Origin of the sequence: Methanimicrococcus blatticola (assembly GCF_004363215.1) — an archaeon.
Lineage (GTDB): Archaea > Halobacteriota > Methanosarcinia > Methanosarcinales > Methanosarcinaceae > Methanimicrococcus > Methanimicrococcus blatticola.
This window is the reverse complement of the sequence record NZ_SNYS01000006.1, coordinates 63,806-79,904: the sequence shown is the minus strand read 5'-3', so window position 1 is coordinate 79,904 and position 16,099 is coordinate 63,806. Positions and strand designations below refer to the sequence as shown.

General features: G+C 38.9%; 13 protein-coding genes. 9 read left to right on the top strand and 4 right to left on the bottom strand.

Annotated features, from left to right (window positions below; all coding sequences use genetic code 11):
- The first annotated feature begins 79 nt into the window (after positions 1-79).
- Together C7391_RS02395 and C7391_RS02390 are read left to right on the top strand one after the other, a co-directional pair.
- Positions 80-541: a gamma carbonic anhydrase family protein gene (locus tag C7391_RS02395; RefSeq protein ID WP_133516960.1), complete on the top strand. Its 462-nt coding sequence runs from the start codon at positions 80-82 to the stop codon at positions 539-541.
- A 70-nt stretch (positions 542-611) separates the two neighbouring features.
- On the top strand, positions 612-2,309 hold the full coding sequence (locus C7391_RS02390) for a hypothetical protein (RefSeq protein ID WP_133516959.1): 1,698 nt from the start codon (positions 612-614) through the stop codon (positions 2,307-2,309).
- A gap of 301 nt (positions 2,310-2,610) precedes the next feature.
- Here C7391_RS02390 and dnaG read toward each other — a convergent pair whose 3' ends face one another.
- Together dnaG and C7391_RS02380 are read right to left on the bottom strand one after the other, a co-directional pair.
- On the bottom strand, positions 2,611-4,266 hold the full coding sequence (dnaG, locus tag C7391_RS02385) for a DNA primase DnaG (protein WP_133516958.1): 1,656 nt from the start codon (positions 4,264-4,266) through the stop codon (positions 2,611-2,613).
- A 1,242-nt stretch (positions 4,267-5,508) separates the two neighbouring features.
- Positions 5,509-6,132: an RNA 2'-phosphotransferase gene (locus tag C7391_RS02380; RefSeq protein ID WP_133516957.1), complete on the bottom strand. Its 624-nt coding sequence runs from the start codon at positions 6,130-6,132 to the stop codon at positions 5,509-5,511.
- Between the two features lie 287 nt (positions 6,133-6,419).
- Between C7391_RS02380 and C7391_RS02375 the strand changes: the two genes are divergently transcribed.
- The 7 genes from C7391_RS02375 (at position 6,420) to C7391_RS02350 (ending at position 13,300) form a co-directional block, all read left to right on the top strand.
- Positions 6,420-7,874, top strand: a complete 1,455-nt coding sequence (locus C7391_RS02375; protein ID WP_133516956.1) for an OB-fold nucleic acid binding domain-containing protein — start codon at positions 6,420-6,422, stop codon at positions 7,872-7,874.
- A 210-nt stretch (positions 7,875-8,084) separates the two neighbouring features.
- Positions 8,085-8,825, top strand: coding sequence for a hypothetical protein (locus C7391_RS02370; protein ID WP_133516955.1), 741 nt, complete (start codon positions 8,085-8,087; stop codon positions 8,823-8,825).
- 436 nt (positions 8,826-9,261) lie between these two features.
- A complete protein-coding gene (locus tag C7391_RS08235) occupies positions 9,262-9,408 on the top strand; it encodes a hypothetical protein (RefSeq protein ID WP_166627372.1) in 147 nt (48 codons plus the stop codon).
- 261 nt (positions 9,409-9,669) lie between these two features.
- The gene (locus tag C7391_RS02365) at positions 9,670-10,503 is read left to right on the top strand and encodes a CBS domain-containing protein (RefSeq protein ID WP_166627371.1); all 834 of its coding nucleotides are present in this window, start codon (positions 9,670-9,672) and stop codon (positions 10,501-10,503) included.
- 181 nt (positions 10,504-10,684) lie between these two features.
- Positions 10,685-11,470, top strand: coding sequence for a CBS domain-containing protein (locus C7391_RS02360; protein WP_133516953.1), 786 nt, complete (start codon positions 10,685-10,687; stop codon positions 11,468-11,470).
- Positions 11,471-11,561: 91 nt separating this feature from the next.
- Positions 11,562-12,146 carry a GNAT family N-acetyltransferase gene (locus tag C7391_RS02355; RefSeq protein WP_166627370.1) on the top strand — a complete coding sequence of 195 codons (585 nt, stop codon included), beginning with the start codon at positions 11,562-11,564 and terminating at the stop codon, positions 12,144-12,146.
- Positions 12,147-12,244: 98 nt separating this feature from the next.
- Positions 12,245-13,300, top strand: coding sequence for an EF-Tu/IF-2/RF-3 family GTPase (locus tag C7391_RS02350; RefSeq protein WP_133516951.1), 1,056 nt, complete (start codon positions 12,245-12,247; stop codon positions 13,298-13,300).
- 166 nt (positions 13,301-13,466) lie between these two features.
- Here C7391_RS02350 and C7391_RS02345 read toward each other — a convergent pair whose 3' ends face one another.
- Entirely contained in the window at positions 13,467-15,425 is a 1,959-nt protein-coding gene (locus tag C7391_RS02345) for a GLUG motif-containing protein (RefSeq protein WP_133516950.1), read from the bottom strand.
- Between the two features lie 278 nt (positions 15,426-15,703).
- Positions 15,704-16,009: a YgaP-like transmembrane domain gene (locus tag C7391_RS02340; protein WP_133516949.1), complete on the bottom strand. Its 306-nt coding sequence runs from the start codon at positions 16,007-16,009 to the stop codon at positions 15,704-15,706.
- Positions 16,010-16,099 lie beyond the last annotated feature (90 nt).

Genomic DNA, 16,099 nt, shown 5'->3' with positions numbered 1-16,099 from the left:
TAAAGATTATTAAAATTACCGGATTATTTTTAAAATTATTAAGATTATAAAACATATTTTTCGTTTTTTGAGGATTATTATGTTAAGAAAAGCAAAAAACGCAACAATTGTCGGTAACGCAGAATTCGCAGAAAACACAAACGTCTGGTACGGCGCAGTCATCCGGGCAGACGCAGGCCCGATGAAAATCGGCGAAAACAGCAACATTCAAGACAATTGCGTTCTTCACAGCAACATTGACCAACCAACTGTCATCGGAAAAAACGTGACCATCGGACACAGTGCCGTTGTTCACGGCGCCATCATAGAAGATAATGTCACAATCGGCATGAATTCCACCGTTTTAGACGGTGCCGTCATCGGCGAAGGGAGCATTGTCGGCGCAAACGCACTCGTCCCCGCCGGGAAAGTCATTCCGCCGCACAGCATGGTTTTAGGCGTTCCCGGAAAAATCGTTCGCGAAGTGACCGAAGAAGAAGTTCAGGCAACCATCAAAAACGCGCTTTGGTATGTTGAATTATCAAAAGTGTTGGAAGAATAATTTTTTCTTTTTTATTTGATTAATTTCCTTTTTTAATATGGTTTAAATAATTGTAAGTGGTTTTATCCTTATGATTTCTTCCAAGAACATTCGTTTTCATTCGCCATCAAACACTTATATTATACCTAAAAATTCTGTTCTTGACCAAAACGTTGCCGTCAACGGAAACGTCATTGTCGGTCCGGGAACTCGCTTTTGGAAAAATGTTAAAGTCGACGGTAATGTCCAGCTCGGAAAAGGCTGTATTGTTGAAGGTCATCTGAAAGCAAATCAAATCATCATCGGCTCCCGTTCTAAAATCAAAGGAAACATTACAGCCGATTCGGATATTTCTCTTTTTCAAAATGTAACGGTCAATTCAATTGAAAGCGGCGGCAACATCACGATTATGCCGGGATGCAGTGTCGGTTACGCAAACGGAAATACATTATCAGTTATCGGAAAGGCGGAAATCAAAAAAATCGGCGTCATCACAAAAGTAACCGTTCGGGCGAACACGGTTGCCGAGCTTGAAGACGAACCTGAAAGCGAATCCGAAAACAAATCTGAAAACAAATCCGAAAACATCGTTTCTGATTCGGGATTCGTCGTCGATCAAATTGATTTTAGCGACTCAAACGATTTTCAAGAAATCTCGGAAAATTTCATTTTTGAAGACAACAAAACCGATGAAACTAAAATCAACTCAGATAACACTTATAATAATGAAAACAAAGTCGGAAACGAGGAGAATTTAAAATCAGAAAACACCCCTACATTTCCGGTGGAACAAACAAACGAAACTATTCAGCTTGATGCCGAAACAAGTGCCAATTCTGAAAAATCCGACGCTGAAATTATTGATGAAACCGATGAAAATTCTCCAAAGTCATTTACAGTTTCAGAATTTTCCGAATCTTCAGCAGACCGTCCAATCACCGTCCCGACAGACGAATCCGCCGAAGTCGAAATTGTTACCGAATCCGATGATTCTGATTCCGATTCCAACGCCGATACGGTTTTTCAAACAGTTGAAACACCGTTTGGAACAATCGTTGTCGGCGAACAGCCCAAAAGCAGTGGCGTGAACGCAGCAAATACCCCAAATTCAGCAAATAATTCGGTAAATAATTCAGCAAACGCAGCATCGTTGAAACCTTCCGATAATCAATTTGCATCGGTCATGGAAAGCACACGGGATGAGCAGCAAGCTGATTTTGAAGCGGAAATGAAAATAAAATCCGCGCCGGCAGATCGCAAATCCGAATTTAAATGGCCTGCATTTGAGGCGAAAAGAATGCCGAAAACAGAAAAGAAAGAGGCTGTTTCGAATCCGGCAAATGTATCAAATACAGCAAAAACAACAGCTTCGGCCGGCAGTAATTTATTCAGCCGAAAAATCTCTCCCAAAATTGATTCTCAAATCGAATATGATGAAATCAAAATTCAAACCATTCCGAAGCAAAAAGAAAGCGAAAGAGAAAGAGAAAACTTTTCAAATCCGAAACAGACAGCATTTTCAGGAAATGCAAACCAAAAAATCATTTTCGAAGAAGTCAGTGGAATCGAATCCGCAAAACCGCAAACGATTCATAAACCAAAAACAAAAGCCGATCTTTTAATGGAAAATATGAATTTTGACACCGTTGCCGAAAAGCCGGCAGAAGCGAAATTAAGCGCCGAAAAGAAAGTCAGAACCCAAGAAGAAATCGAAAGATCCAAAGCATGGTACGAAGAACGCTATCCTCAACAGGAATCCGGAAAAAAGGAATATCCGCCTTACGTTTAATACGTTGAGTTATTCCTATTTTTTATTTTCATTTTCCGTTTTTTTAATTTCCATTTTCCGTTTTTTTAATTTCCATTTTTAGTTTAATCGGTTAGTTGTTTTTTGATTTTAATTTTTTTGGTTTTAATTTTTTTAAATTATTTCGATTTTAATTTTCAATTAATTGATTTCAATTTTTTTGTTTTTAAAAAGAGAATTAAAAAAAGAAGAATTGCTGCCGATGATGGCAGCAATGAATTTATTATTTACAGTAAATTTGTTATTATTTACAATGAATTTTGTTATTTATTTTCAAATCCGATTACTGAACCGTGAAAACTTTCATTGTCGCCGGCATCTTAACGACGTTTCCGGCTTTCAATCCGATTAAGTTTTCAATGCCCTGTTCGGCAGCGATATCCACAATTCTTTGTGAGATGACACCGTCGAAAATAACCGATTTTGCGCCGTTAACACCGTCTTTTAATGCGCTTGCAAGTTCTCTGACAGGCATTTCGGAAATGATGGCGTTGTTTTGATCCAAAATTTTGGAAGACAATGTGCCTGAAAGCATTTCCATTTCTTTGTCAAACGGTGACGGAATGGCAGGCTTTCTCTCTTTTGCCTGTTCCGGCTCTTCGTTTCGTCCTCTTGCGTTTCTGTCTCTGTCGCGCGGTGCTCTTTCTTCGCGGTCACGGCTTCTGCTCTCTCTTCTCGGAGCTTCCGTTTCTTCTTCAACAGCGACCGGCACTGCAGGACGGTGTCCGCGTCTCGGTTTTTCTTCCTCAATGATTTCTTCCGTTTGATCCAAATCAACGTACTTGACGGCAATCATGTCGTCGATTTCATCTGTTTTGGGTTTCACGGATCTTGCGCGAAGTTGTCTGACAGGACGTTCTTCCTTTTCAATCGGCTCGACGCGTTCTGAAATTTTTCTGCGCTCCGGTTTTTCTGTCAACCGTTCCGTGCGGCTTCTTCTGACCGGCACTTCTTCTTCCTCTTCTTCATATCTGTTGGAAGAAACAGGTTTTCGGATAGCGGAAACTCTTTTCGGTGCTGCTTTCTCAATTGCTGTGCGGGATGTTCTTGTCGTTTCAACAGGGGTTCTTACCGTTTCAGCGGTTTTTCTTGTTCTTTTAGAAGCCGGGAGGACAATACCGTATTTTTCAATATACTGGTCCTTTGTCATTTTTCGGCGAAGCGCCAATACGATTTCTTTTTGAATCATATCTTCAACCGCTTTGCCGTCCGGTGGGCGGGCAATGTAATCCACATTGGCAACCTGCATCAATTCGCGGATAATTAATTCGCCGCCGCGGTCACCGTCAGTGAAAACAGTTACTTTTTTGCCTTTGAGCAATTCAATAACTTCCGGCGGAATGTTTGTGCCACCGACACTGATTGTGTTTTTAATACCGTATTTAAGAAGCGTTAAAACATCGGCGCGGCCTTCAACAACAATAATTTCATTGGAATTGTATTCGGGACCGGCCGGCAATTTATTTTTACCGTATGAGGTGATGCCTTCCACGCGAACAGATTCACGAATAACGTCAGTGATTTCCTGAGCTTCAAGCATGTCCTCGTCAAACATTGTTTTGTAAATGTCTTTGGCACGCTCAACAATGTTAACACGTTTAGAAGCGCGAACGTCTTCGATTTTTGTCACTTCAATGTTTGCGACGCACGGACCGACACGGTCAATTGTTTCCAAAGAGGCGGCCAACACGGAAGTTTTAACTTTATCCAAACTCGACGGAATGAAAATATTTCCGCGTGTTTTACCGTTCTTGGTTGTGACCATCACTTCAATTCTGCCGATACGGCCTGTTTTTTGTAATTCGCGTAAATCTAAATCGGTTCCGAGAAGTCCTTCGGTTTGACCGAAAATAGCGCCGACAATATCCGGACGTTCAATAACGCCGTCGGCTGTGATTTTTGTTCTGATAATATATTTGGTTGTATCTTCATTTTGCATAATTTTGTCTCCCGCAGGATCCAAAAACTCGAGAATGATGATAACAGTCCTGTAAAAAAGATTCAAAATCATTGATTGAAATATTCACTTTTTCAAATGCGGCAACAAGTCAAACGGTAAAAAGTCAAACGGTAAAACATCAGTTGACAGCCGTTAACAAAACAGAATTTTTCACAAATATCGGCGCATGTTTCAAAATTATGTTAATTTGATTAATGTTAATTTGTTATTTACATTAAACACGCGATAGCAAAGCTGTGATAGGAAACCAAACTTAAATGAGATTACCGCCGCTTCATATCAGGCGGTTTACATTACGCTGTCTTGCAGCGGAAATAAGACTGATTGAATAACACGGCTTTAATTAATTTCTTTAATTTTTAATGATTTTAAAGCCTGTATGATTGAATTTGAATCTTAAGTCTGAAGTTTGGTATCAGATGATATTGAATATGTGAATATTGAAATTCTTTTTGTCTCGGTTTATTCCGAAAAAATCAGCATTGGCTGTATTTATGTTCGGCTGCGAGTTTTACCGGCTTTAAAGCCGTTTTCATTATTGAAATGAATATTGCAAGTATCGGTCGGCGCGTCATTGAACTGTTAATATTGTTCGTATATGTTCAGCGCAGGTAAATCAGGTTAAGGCGCACGCATTTTCCGGAGCGCTGTCACCTGTCGATTATATGTGATTTTGAATCGATTCAATTGCAGAAACTGTTTTCGAATCTGTCATCTTGAGTTTATCGATGATAATTTTTTAATTTACTTGTAAAGGATGGTTTATGACATCCTGTTATTGAATTTATTATTGAATTAATGAAGGTGATTACGGTTTTAGTTCATATTTGAAACCGTATTAAATCATTTATTATACCTATTATATAAAATTGATTTGGTACTTTTCCCGATCAATGACATATAATGTGATTATTTATTCTTTTATGTTTTTGATATGCTGCTTGCCGATTCTTTCATCGGAACAATTCCTGCATAACAACAAAAGAGTAAACAATATTTTGATTTAATAAGGTTTGTGGTAACTCTGTGAAAAATGTATAAAAAACGAAGAAAAAATGAAAATTATGATATTTTTGAAAGATTGAAAAAATAAAATTAAAATGGAATTTCGGAAAATAAAATTAAAATGGAATTTCGAAAAATAAAATTAAAACGGAATTTCAGAAAATGAAATTAAAAACAGAATTTCGAAAAATAAAATTAAAAAAGAAATGATGGAAATTATTCATAAATTTCCAAAATATATTCCGCCGGGATTTCATCCGCCAATAAAATATCTTCATTGGCAACCATGAGATTCAAGCCGTCATCAATTGCGGCGGCGGCGTCAATTTTAAAAATGGACGGGTTTTCCGAGTGAATCATTGCCACTTCAATCGCTTTTTCAAGCGTTGTGCTTAAATGAACATATCTTTGTTTGACGGGCAAAATGCCTTCGTCTAAAATCATGTCAACTTCTTCGGGATTTACGCCGTAGTAAGCGAATTCGCTTTCATAAAGCGGATAATCTAAATTGACATCAATGGAATGACCGTAAACGGCGCGAACTTTGCCGCCCGATATTTCATATCTGCCCTTTTCATCTGATTCGACAAGCGCGTAAATATGATATTTTTTAGGCCATTTGTATTTGCGTGCGGCAGCGGCAGTCAAAGCGTTGATGCTGACCCAGCCGTCTTCGTACATGGAAAGCCCGAGCTTTGCGGGGAAGTGTCTCAAAGCGCCGGCGATAAAGCGGCCCAAACGGTCTTCACGCTCCTCGTCTAAAATAAATTGCCCTTCCTGATCACACTCCGGGCAAATTTCTCCCCTGAAGCATCCATGCTCTTCGCACCTTCGAATCATAGTGAATAAACAGCATTATTAATATAAATAAAATTGCACTTAAATAATGGATTTTGTAAGAGACGGAAGGTAAAAATAGGAGAGTTGAATTATCAGAGTAACAAGTATATTTCTACAACCTCAGCAATTCCATCATCTCAATTGTTTTTTAAATCATCATTTGTCCGTGTACCCGAACTCAATTATTTTTCAGACACTCAGGTTTATCAGACTATTGAATTTGTCAGCGTTTTGTCAATCAGGTCAGAATATCAAAAATTCAAAAATCTAAAAGTCAGGTAAAAAGAATGGCAGAATTACAAGAAATCTACGAAAAAGTTAAAAATTTGATCAGCTACGACGATTTTGTTGCAAAAGTCGAAGAAAGAAAGGAAGCTTTAGGCGGTCTTTGCGATGATGAAATGTGCGCGCGCCTCGTTTTAAGCGACCTCGGCATTTCCGCAACCGAAAGAGAAGTCGTTATGATCGAATCCATTGATGAAAACAGTGGCAACATTTCTTTTGTCGCAAAAGTTTTAACCATTTACGACCCGCGTGAATTCAACCGCGCAGACGGAACAGTCGGACGCGTCGCAACCGTTATGGCCGGCGACTCCACCGGCAGAATCAGAATTTCCGTTTGGGACGCAAAAGTGGACGCAATTGAAAACGGCGAAATTAAAACGGGGTCCAGCATCAACGTTTCCGGTTACACGAAACGCGGTTTAAACGGCCCCGAAGTTCATGTCGGCAACAACGGCGTTTTTGCGCTTTCCGATGAAGAAGTCAACTATGAAATTCCGGTCCGCAAAATTGATGAAATCAAAGACGGCATGAATGATATTACTGTTCTCGGGAAAGTCTTGGATCTCGGCCAGGTCAAAACATTTACCCGCAAAGACGGTGGCGAAGGACGTGTCGCCAACATGACAATCGGTGACCCGACAGGCACAATCCGTGTCAGCATGTGGGATGACAAAGCCGAACTCGTCAATGAATTGGATATCGGCAACTCCGTTAAAATCCAAAACGCTTATTCTAAAGTCAATAACTTCTCCCAAAAAGTGGAAATTTCACTCGGCAACTCAAGCGTTGTTGAAATTGCAGATTCTGAAGTGGAATATGAGCAAAAATTCCTGAAAGTTTCTGAAATCACAGACGGCATGAACGGCGTGAATCTCTCGGGCGTTATTTTAGACATTTCCGATGTCCGCACTTTCAACAGAAAAGACGGCAGCGAAGGAACAATCGGAACGATTACAATCGGTGACGACACCGGCAAAATCCGTGTCAGTCTCTGGGACGATAAAACCGTTTACTTAGATGAATTTGATTTCGGCGAATCCGTTGACATTATCAACGCTTACTCCAGAATGAACGACTTCAGCCAGTCCGTTGAACTCAACGTCGGTTCCCGCGGAAACGTCACCGCTTCTGAAAAAGAAATTCAGTATATGGAAAAACTCGACAACATCAACGACATTCTTCCCGGAAAATCTTATTCCATTCAAGGTCGTGTCATTGAAATCGGTGATTTCCGTGAATTTGAAAGAGATGACGGTACACAGAGCATGGTTTCCAACATTGAAGTGGAAGACGATTCCGGCCACATTCGCGTTTCTCTTTGGGGCGAACACGCCGAGCTTGTTAACAATGTTCAAATCGGCATGACGGTTCGCATCAGCGACGCTTTCTCCAAGTTCGGCATGAACGAGGAAATCGAGCTCAGTGCCGGCAACAGAACCAGAATCGCAATTATGTAAACGATGTAAAAATTGTGTAAATTTGAATATTTGAATCAAATATTTTGAATAATATTTTGAATAATATTTTGAATAATATTTCGAATAAAAATATTATTCCGAATCAAATTTTTGATTTTGAATAGAAATTTATTTTAAATCAAAATATTTGAAATATTTTAGAAATCGGATTTATATAATCCGACTTCCTTTTCTTTTTGAGGATCTTACATGAAACGAAAAATACTTTTTTTTGCCGTTTTCTGTTTTTTAATTGCGGTTTTTGCGGCAGTACCCGTTTCGGCTTCTGAATCAGATTCAGGCAATTATATTTTCAATCTCAATGACGGCAATATTTTCATCAGCAAAAGTCCGTCTTCTGATTACAAATCCATGGGCGATTTTTTAATCGTCAATTACGGCAGCGGTGAAGTAATGGATTTGATCCCGGCAGAAGCAAACATTCTGATTATCGGAAACAATCTGCCGACAACAAATCAAATCATTGTAAACGGCTCCGGCTTATCCAAACAAACAATCATCTGTTTGATTTTAAACGATATTGTTTGGGATAAAAACAAAGCGTTAAGCGATAACAAATCCGAAATCATCAACACGCTCAACAATACAATGGTTAAGATGGTGTATGACAGAAATAATTCTGTTCTTGTCAGTCCGGACACAATGATTTATTTTGAAAACGGCACCATAATGTATTTTAACGCGGAAGAGTTTGAAACAGAAAATCAGCCGGTCGTTCTGCGCGGCGGTCCGATTAAAATCAGCGGTTTTGAAATTGAAGAGGACGGAACAGTGAACATCGGCTCTTTCAGAGTTGAGAAAAATATTGTCCGCATCGGTGTTATTCAAATCGATGAAAACGGCGTTCACTTAAACAATGAATCGGATTATGTCAGAGAATTTGTTCCGGCACTTAATTATTTGATTTCGATTTTCATTTATTTCTTTTAAAATCTTTTTTTGTTTTCTCATTTTTATATTTTTCAAAGTTTTATGAACAAAAAGAATTAAAGTATATATTCGGTCATTGCATCGATCCCATCCGTTTTTCTCTAATTCTCCATCGGAAACCAAGGGGTTAGAAATTTTTTGGAAATGCAAATATTTCCTATTTTTATTCACATCCGTTTTATATTATTTTTGTTATATTCATCGTTATACCCATTATATTTCTCTTCATTTCTGTTATGTTCTCCGTCAATCTCATTATATTTGTCATTGCTTTTGTTATATTCGCCACGGTCTCTATTATATTTGTCATTACATTTGTTGCATTCTTCAGTATCTTCTTTGCATTTTTCATTATTTTTCTTTTATACCGGATAAACTATTTAACATAGGAAGAACCTCTTTAAATTATCCGGAAATTTAATTTTGGGGGAAACTAATGACACAAAAACCCAATACAAGAGCATTTTTGTTCGATGACATTTCTGATTCCAGCAAACACGCGTTTAAACGAAAAGCGGTCTATAAATTACGATTGCCTTATGTTTTGAAACGCATTTGCGGAAGTGATTTACTGAATGTCTGAGAAATCAGATCCGGAGTTTAATCGTTTCTGCCGTATTCAAAAGAGGTAAGCTTATGCTGTCTCAAATTATTGAATCGCAGTTTATTTTTGAATTTTCTGTAACTTCGTCACGGAAAAACCAGAATCAATCAAAAATTATGTGTTTGAATGAAATGAATAAACAAACGAATAAACAGTAAATCAAAAATCAAAACAAAAACATAAAATTGAAAAAAATGTTTTTCCGGAAATTTAATGTCAAGTCGCATAGGAGGATATTCCATGAAAATGAAAAATATCATGAGTTCGCCTGTTTATATTGTTGAGCCAGATGAAACAGTTGCACATGCGCGAAACCTTATGATGAGACACAAAGTCGGTTCTATTTTGGTCGTCGATGATCCTTTAATTTTGGGCATCTTTACCAAATCCGATTTGAACATGAAGCTTTTTGAAGAAGAAGCGGCTTGGAAACGAAGACCGATTGACCAAATCCCGATCAAATCCGTCATGACTGCCGATGTCGTGACACTCTCGCCCAATGCTTCGATTGCGGAAGCCGCCAAGCTGATGGTCGAAAAAAACATTGATCATATCCCGATCTTTGAAAAGGAAGTTCTCGGAATCGTTTCAAAAACAGATTTAATCCGATTCGCAGCTGAAAGCGCAACGAACGGACGTGTCGGCGACGCCATGACAGGAAAAGCGGTTGTTGTCAACACAAACCACACGCTCAATCACGTTATTGATGAAATGGAGAAAAGTGATGTTCAAAAAGTCATCGTCATGGACAACCAGGAAAAAGCAGTCGGTATTGTTTCCATCAAAGACCTTTCCGCAAGCGAATTAATCGGTTCCGACGGTAAAAGAAGTATTCGAGGCTCTAAGAAATCCTCTTCCAAAGCAGCAAGATACGCGTTGGACATTCCGTTCATCGCAGAAGACATCATGACAAATATTGTTGTTGCCGATGTCAGTGAATCCATTGCAAGCGCCGCTAAAAAAATCATTGACAATAATGTCGTCTCTCTTCCGGTGACCAAGAACGGAAAAGTTTCAGGCATGATTTCGAAAAATGATATTTTGAGATGGCTGACGGAAAACCACGACGCTTAAAGGAAAAGAACGGGAAATTTACGGGTTCGGATACGGTAACAGAATCCGAATCAAACCCGAAACATTCATTCAAATTTATGTTTTGAGCGTTTACGGAAAAATCCCCCGCTCATTTCATATTCAATAATAAAAACGACATAAATTGACCTAAAATTAATCAACCACAGAAGGTGAAAATATTATGCAGGTTAAAGATATCATGGTCGCTCCCCCGACAATTGATAAATCGGCAAAGATCTCAAACGCGCTTGGTATTATGGAAAAGAAAAATACACGGCGTCTCCTTGTTATGCACAACGGGGAGGTGACGGGGATTTTGACAATGCGCGGTCTTGCCAAGGAGCTCGGAACGAAAAAAAGAACGAAGCCTGCCTCCTCTCTCCCGGTTGTGACGGCTGTCACGGATAATTATACATTCGTTAAGCCGGCCACAAAATTCGCCGTCGCCGCAAAAATCTTGAAAGAAAAGGGCGGCGTGCTTTTGGTCTCTGAAAACGAAAAAGATGTTCTCGGCTGGATTACGCCCAACGAACTCATCGGCGCTTTCGATTTCGGCGGCCAGGCCAACGACATCATGTTTGGCAAAACCATCATTACCATCAACTCCAGTGAACGGTTGGTTCACGCCCGCTACCTGATGCTTGAAAACAACATCGGAAGAATTCCGGTCATGGAAGACGGAAAGCTTGTCGGCATCATTTCAGAGCGCGACGTCGCTGTCGCATTCCAAGAATTTAAGGATCATGTCCCGGACAACCATCAGGAAGCCCAAATCAAAACGCTTCTTGTCGCCGACGTGATGACCCGAAATCCGTTGACAGCCAAGCCGACAACGCCGGCTGAAAAAATCGTCAACTGCATCGTTCACAAAAACATCGGTATCGTGCCGATTGTGGATGACAGTGAAAAATTGGTCGGCATCATTACGCGCCGCAGTTTGCTTTTGGCGATTCCAACATTGGATTAACGTCAAAAATGAAAGGAAACAGATTTTTTCTGTTTCCTCCTTTTTTTCTTTTCATCTTAACATTTATTTAGTTCCAAACTCTCTTTCTGCCATGGAAAATTTACCGTCCGTAAATATTCGAAAAGCAAACGCTGACGATATTGATGACATCATGGAAATTGAACATCTTTCTTTTCATCCTGAGGTCATCGAATCCAAAAAAGTGTTTGAAGACCGAATCGCAGCGTTTCCGGACGGCTTTTTAATCGCTGAAATTAAAAATGAAAGCGAAGGCAGCAGTATGATTGCGGGCTACATTTCTTCCGAGCTTTGGAAATATTCGGAAGAGATTCCGTATTCGAATTTTAATCTCAACCATTCCGTTTACGAGACACACTGCAATGACGGCAAAGAGCTTTACATCTCATCCGTTGCCGTCAATCCGGCAGCGCGCGGCGGTAAAATCGGCAAGCGGCTTTTTGCGGCTTTGCTTGAACGCGTTTCAAAGGAGTATGAATTAAAAAGCGCGATCCTGCTCGTGAACAGCGATTGGCAGAATGCTTATAAAATGTATCGGGAGGAGGGTTTTGTTACGGTTGATAAAATCCCGAATTTTTTCCCGATATTGGAAAACTCCGACAGCGGGGATGATCCGTCCGGCGTCGGCATTATTATGAGAAAACCGCTGTCGGATTAAGACTAAATAAAAAGCGGCATTAAATAAAACTCATATATTTGAAACAGGTTTTAGAATCATAATTTTTTCAAATTTTTATTCATTTTAAGGTGACAGGAATGACAAATATTGCAATTATCGGCGACGAGCAATCCGGACGCACATCGCTCGGATCCAAGCTCGGCAAAAAAGGAACGGATTCTGATATTACTTTATTCAATGATGACCGCCACGAACAAAAATACGTTTATGTGGACGCGAAATCTTATCCGAAATCTATGAAATCAATCGTTGCCGCGCTTAATTTGTCCGACATGGCAATTTTGTGCGTCACGCCCAACGGATTAACACCGGCGGTCGGGGAGTGTATTATCGCGCTTGATTTGCTTCAATTCAAACGCGGCGTTATCGCAATTACCAAATCCGATACCAGCTACGCAATGGAAATTGACGCGTTTAAAGAAAAATTAAAGAAAATTACGGCGGGAACCGTTCTTGAAAATTGGGAAATCATTGCGGTAAATGCAAACAAAGACGCGCCCAACGCCTTTGAAGGCATTGACGAACTCAAAGAAGAAATTCACAAACACGGCGTTGAAATTGAAAAAGAACACAGGGCAAAAGATGAACTTCCGCCGCGTGTCGTTGTCGACCACTTCTTTAACGTTACCGGTATCGGTATCGTCATTCTCGGAAAAGTTTTGCAGGGAACTGTTCACACCCACGACAAAATCGGTCTCTACCCGACCGACAAAAAAATCGATATCCGTTCCATTCAAACACACGACGTTGACGTGAAAGCGGCCGGAACAGGCTCGCGCGTCGGCATGGGTTTAAAAGGACTTTTGGAGCGCGAGCTGGACCGCGGCTGCCTCCTCTCCAACGATGAAATCATCGCGGAAGAATATGAAATGGAATGCACGCTTTCAAAATTCGCAAAAGGCGGCGTCAAATTAGATGATGTTTTGCACATGTTTGTCGGTCTTCAATCCGATCCGGTCCGCGTGAAGAAAATTACTGTCGGCGGCGCGGAAAAAGAAGTTCTCAACGCAGGCGAAACAGGCATTTTAAAACTTGTCGGCAGCAAAAGAGTCGCTTACAGCAAAGACGATTTGTTCCTGTTTGCAAGTTTGGAAGAAAATCAGAGATTTACGGCAACCGGTAAGGTTGTTTAAATCTTTTTTATTTTTAATCTAATTTTATTTTTAATCCAATCCATTCTCGTTTTTGAAAAAAAATTGAAATCATTTCATGAGAAATGATTTCGATTCTTTATTTTTGAATTGTATATTTTCAAATTGTTTTTTGAATTTGAATTTTTCACTTTCATTCAAATTATTTTCATTGATTTTCTTCTTCTTCATCTTTTCTTCTTTTGTATAAGAAGAAAATAATTATGAAGAGCAAAAGTCCGATTAAAACAATCGCAATGAGAAGTTTTGAATAGAGAAACGCATCGGATTCATAAGACGTGGCGCTGCCTGTACCAACAGAAGTTGTTTTACCTGAATCATCTACGGTTGTATTATTAACGACCGGGTTCGTTGTATTTGATGTGTTTGGCGTGTTTGGTGTGTTTGGTGTGTTTGGTGTGTTTGGCGTATTATCTGTCGGATCAACATCTGTTGTCCCGTCTATACCATTGCCTGAATTGCTGTTATCATCAATCTTTAAATGAATTGCATCTGCAACGACGATTTTTTTGGTCTGCCAAGCAGGAATGGGCAATTTAAAGTTATTATAAGTATTCAAAGTCCAATCGGTGCTGCTGCCAATCCAATATGTTTCATTCCAAACATCAGAAGCTGCAATCGGGTCACCGTCTATTGTCTTTGTTCCTTTATAGAAATTACCTTCCATACCTTCCCATGAATAAACACTTGTTATTGTACCTGTACCGGAACCAATCGCTTTTCCAACATCGGTAGGATCTGGTGTAGCAGTCACAGTAATTTTTTCATTTAAAGCATATGAATCGACAATGCTTTTAAAATTACGTCCAACAAGTCCGCCGACACTATTTATGTTTTTTGAACCTGTAATTTCTATTTCTCCTGTTGTATAACATTTATTCATTTCAGAATAATGATATCCGTTAAAACCGCCAATATCGTATATCTTATCGGTGTCGCCATACACTTTTATTAATATATTTCCTGCAGCAAAACAGTTATCGGTTTTACCTCCGCTTGCCGACCCGATAAACCCTCCGATTCCAGATGCTTGTTTTATTTTAGCGTTTTTACCGTCTATCAAGATGTTTCCGGTTGAGTAACTATTTGTAATCTCAGCTCTAGAATACGCTATAAGTCCGCCGATATTAGAAATATCTGATTGAATTTCTGCATTATTATTTACAGTTATTGATATATCTCCAATTGCAGAACTATTTTCGATAATCACGGTATTCATCGTATCTAAATATCCGGCAAGTCCGCCGACACGAGTTAACTGCTTGATTTTTGCATTTTCGTTTATATTTATGACTATATCTCCGGCGGCAAAACCGCCATTAATTAAAATCCCATCTTCATTATTTCCAATAAGCCCGCCGATGAGTTTTATACAACTGGTAGTGTTTGATTGGGTTACATCTATTACTATATCACCAATTGCACTACAATTCTCAATGCTGCTGTTCATAAAACCAACAAGACCGCCGATCTTTTCTATATTATTTATTTTCATATCGTCCGGATCATCTATTGTTATTTTAATTTCAACATCACTTGAAGAATCTTTAACTGTCGCATCTTTACTGATATATCCTGCAAGTCCGCCGATATTACTTATTGTATCATCGGCATTCTGTTTGTCAACGATAGTTATTTTTCCGTCAACATGACATCCTTCAATTGTACCCTCGGTGACTGAACCGGCAAGTATACCGATATTTTCACATTCACCGTCAGTTTCAAAATTTAATGTAACATCTTTTAACTCAATATTTGTAAGAGTTGCACCATCGGTCACGCCGAAAAATCCGGTATTGTTAGAATTGCTTTCAATAACTAAATTGGAAATTGTAAACCCATTACCGTCAAATTTTCCTGTAAATTTTTTATTATCGGTTCCAATCGGTTTAAATGTAAAACCATTAAAAGCTATATCATTCATATTAATATTACAGTTCAATCGGTATATTTCACTCAGATTATTTCCGGCATACATGTCTTCCAATACTGTTCTAAACTCGTTAGGATTTTCAATAGAAACTTCTGCTGCAGCTGTTCCGCTCATACATAAAAATAAAATTAAAACTATACTTGTTAGTAAAATTGATTTCGAAATATTTGTCATAAGTATCCCCTTTTGAAATATATTATTTTAAATAAAATGCCCTACCGTGCCGTTTTTGAAACAAGAACATACGAATAATTATGAGGCAGTGATTAAAATAAATATAATATGCTATATATATTTTATTAAAAGTAAACTGATATAATATGCATTTAATAATCGGGGTGAACTAGGAAAAATAATCTATTAATATATTATTATTGTTATTATTTTAACGCTACCGCTCACGAATATTTTAAAATCCAAAAAAAGTAAAATTTCAGTTTCAAAAACTGAAATTATTTGTTTTTCTTTCCTTTCCCCTTTCCTTTTTTCCGGGTGTTTTCGCCGATGAGCGCGTAAACCGGAGAGAATTTCATGTAAGCGGTTGTCAAGCCGGCCAAAGCAGCCAAACCAAGCAAGTATCGGGCAATAAATCCTCTTTTTATGAAGACCAAACCGATTAACGCAACAATGCCGACAACAAAACGGATCATACGGTCTTCTTTGCCGACGTTGGGTTCTAAACTTGTCAACCCTTCTGCGCCTGTCATTGTTTTTAATCCGGGAATTCCGATAAAACGTTCAAGAATCATCCAAATCATGTTTTTTACCTCTGAATTTTATAAAAATATAATAGGGCGGTTTTTATAAAAATAACACTTCGTTTATTAGAATTATTAGTATAAATATAC

Excerpts from the sequence above, each read along its gene's own strand:
- C7391_RS02345 (WP_133516950.1), bottom strand. The coding sequence starts at position 15,425 with ATGACAAATATTTCGAAATCAATTTTACTAACAAGTATAGTTTTAATT.
- C7391_RS02370 (WP_133516955.1), top strand. The coding sequence starts at position 8,085 with ATGAAACGAAAAATACTTTTTTTTGCCGTTTTCTGTTTTTTAATTGCG.
- dnaG (WP_133516958.1), bottom strand. The coding sequence starts at position 4,266 with ATGCAAAATGAAGATACAACCAAATATATTATCAGAACAAAAATCACA.
- C7391_RS02350 (WP_133516951.1), top strand. The coding sequence starts at position 12,245 with ATGACAAATATTGCAATTATCGGCGACGAGCAATCCGGACGCACATCG.
- C7391_RS02395 (WP_133516960.1), top strand. The coding sequence starts at position 80 with ATGTTAAGAAAAGCAAAAAACGCAACAATTGTCGGTAACGCAGAATTC.
- C7391_RS02390 (WP_133516959.1), top strand. The coding sequence starts at position 612 with ATGATTTCTTCCAAGAACATTCGTTTTCATTCGCCATCAAACACTTAT.
- C7391_RS02380 (WP_133516957.1), bottom strand. The coding sequence starts at position 6,132 with ATGATTCGAAGGTGCGAAGAGCATGGATGCTTCAGGGGAGAAATTTGC.
- C7391_RS02360 (WP_133516953.1), top strand. The coding sequence starts at position 10,685 with ATGCAGGTTAAAGATATCATGGTCGCTCCCCCGACAATTGATAAATCG.
- C7391_RS02375 (WP_133516956.1), top strand. The coding sequence starts at position 6,420 with ATGGCAGAATTACAAGAAATCTACGAAAAAGTTAAAAATTTGATCAGC.
- C7391_RS08235 (WP_166627372.1), top strand. The coding sequence starts at position 9,262 with ATGACACAAAAACCCAATACAAGAGCATTTTTGTTCGATGACATTTCT.
- C7391_RS02340 (WP_133516949.1), bottom strand. The coding sequence starts at position 16,009 with ATGATTTGGATGATTCTTGAACGTTTTATCGGAATTCCCGGATTAAAA.
- C7391_RS02355 (WP_166627370.1), top strand. The coding sequence starts at position 11,562 with ATGGAAAATTTACCGTCCGTAAATATTCGAAAAGCAAACGCTGACGAT.
- C7391_RS02365 (WP_166627371.1), top strand. The coding sequence starts at position 9,670 with ATGAAAATGAAAAATATCATGAGTTCGCCTGTTTATATTGTTGAGCCA.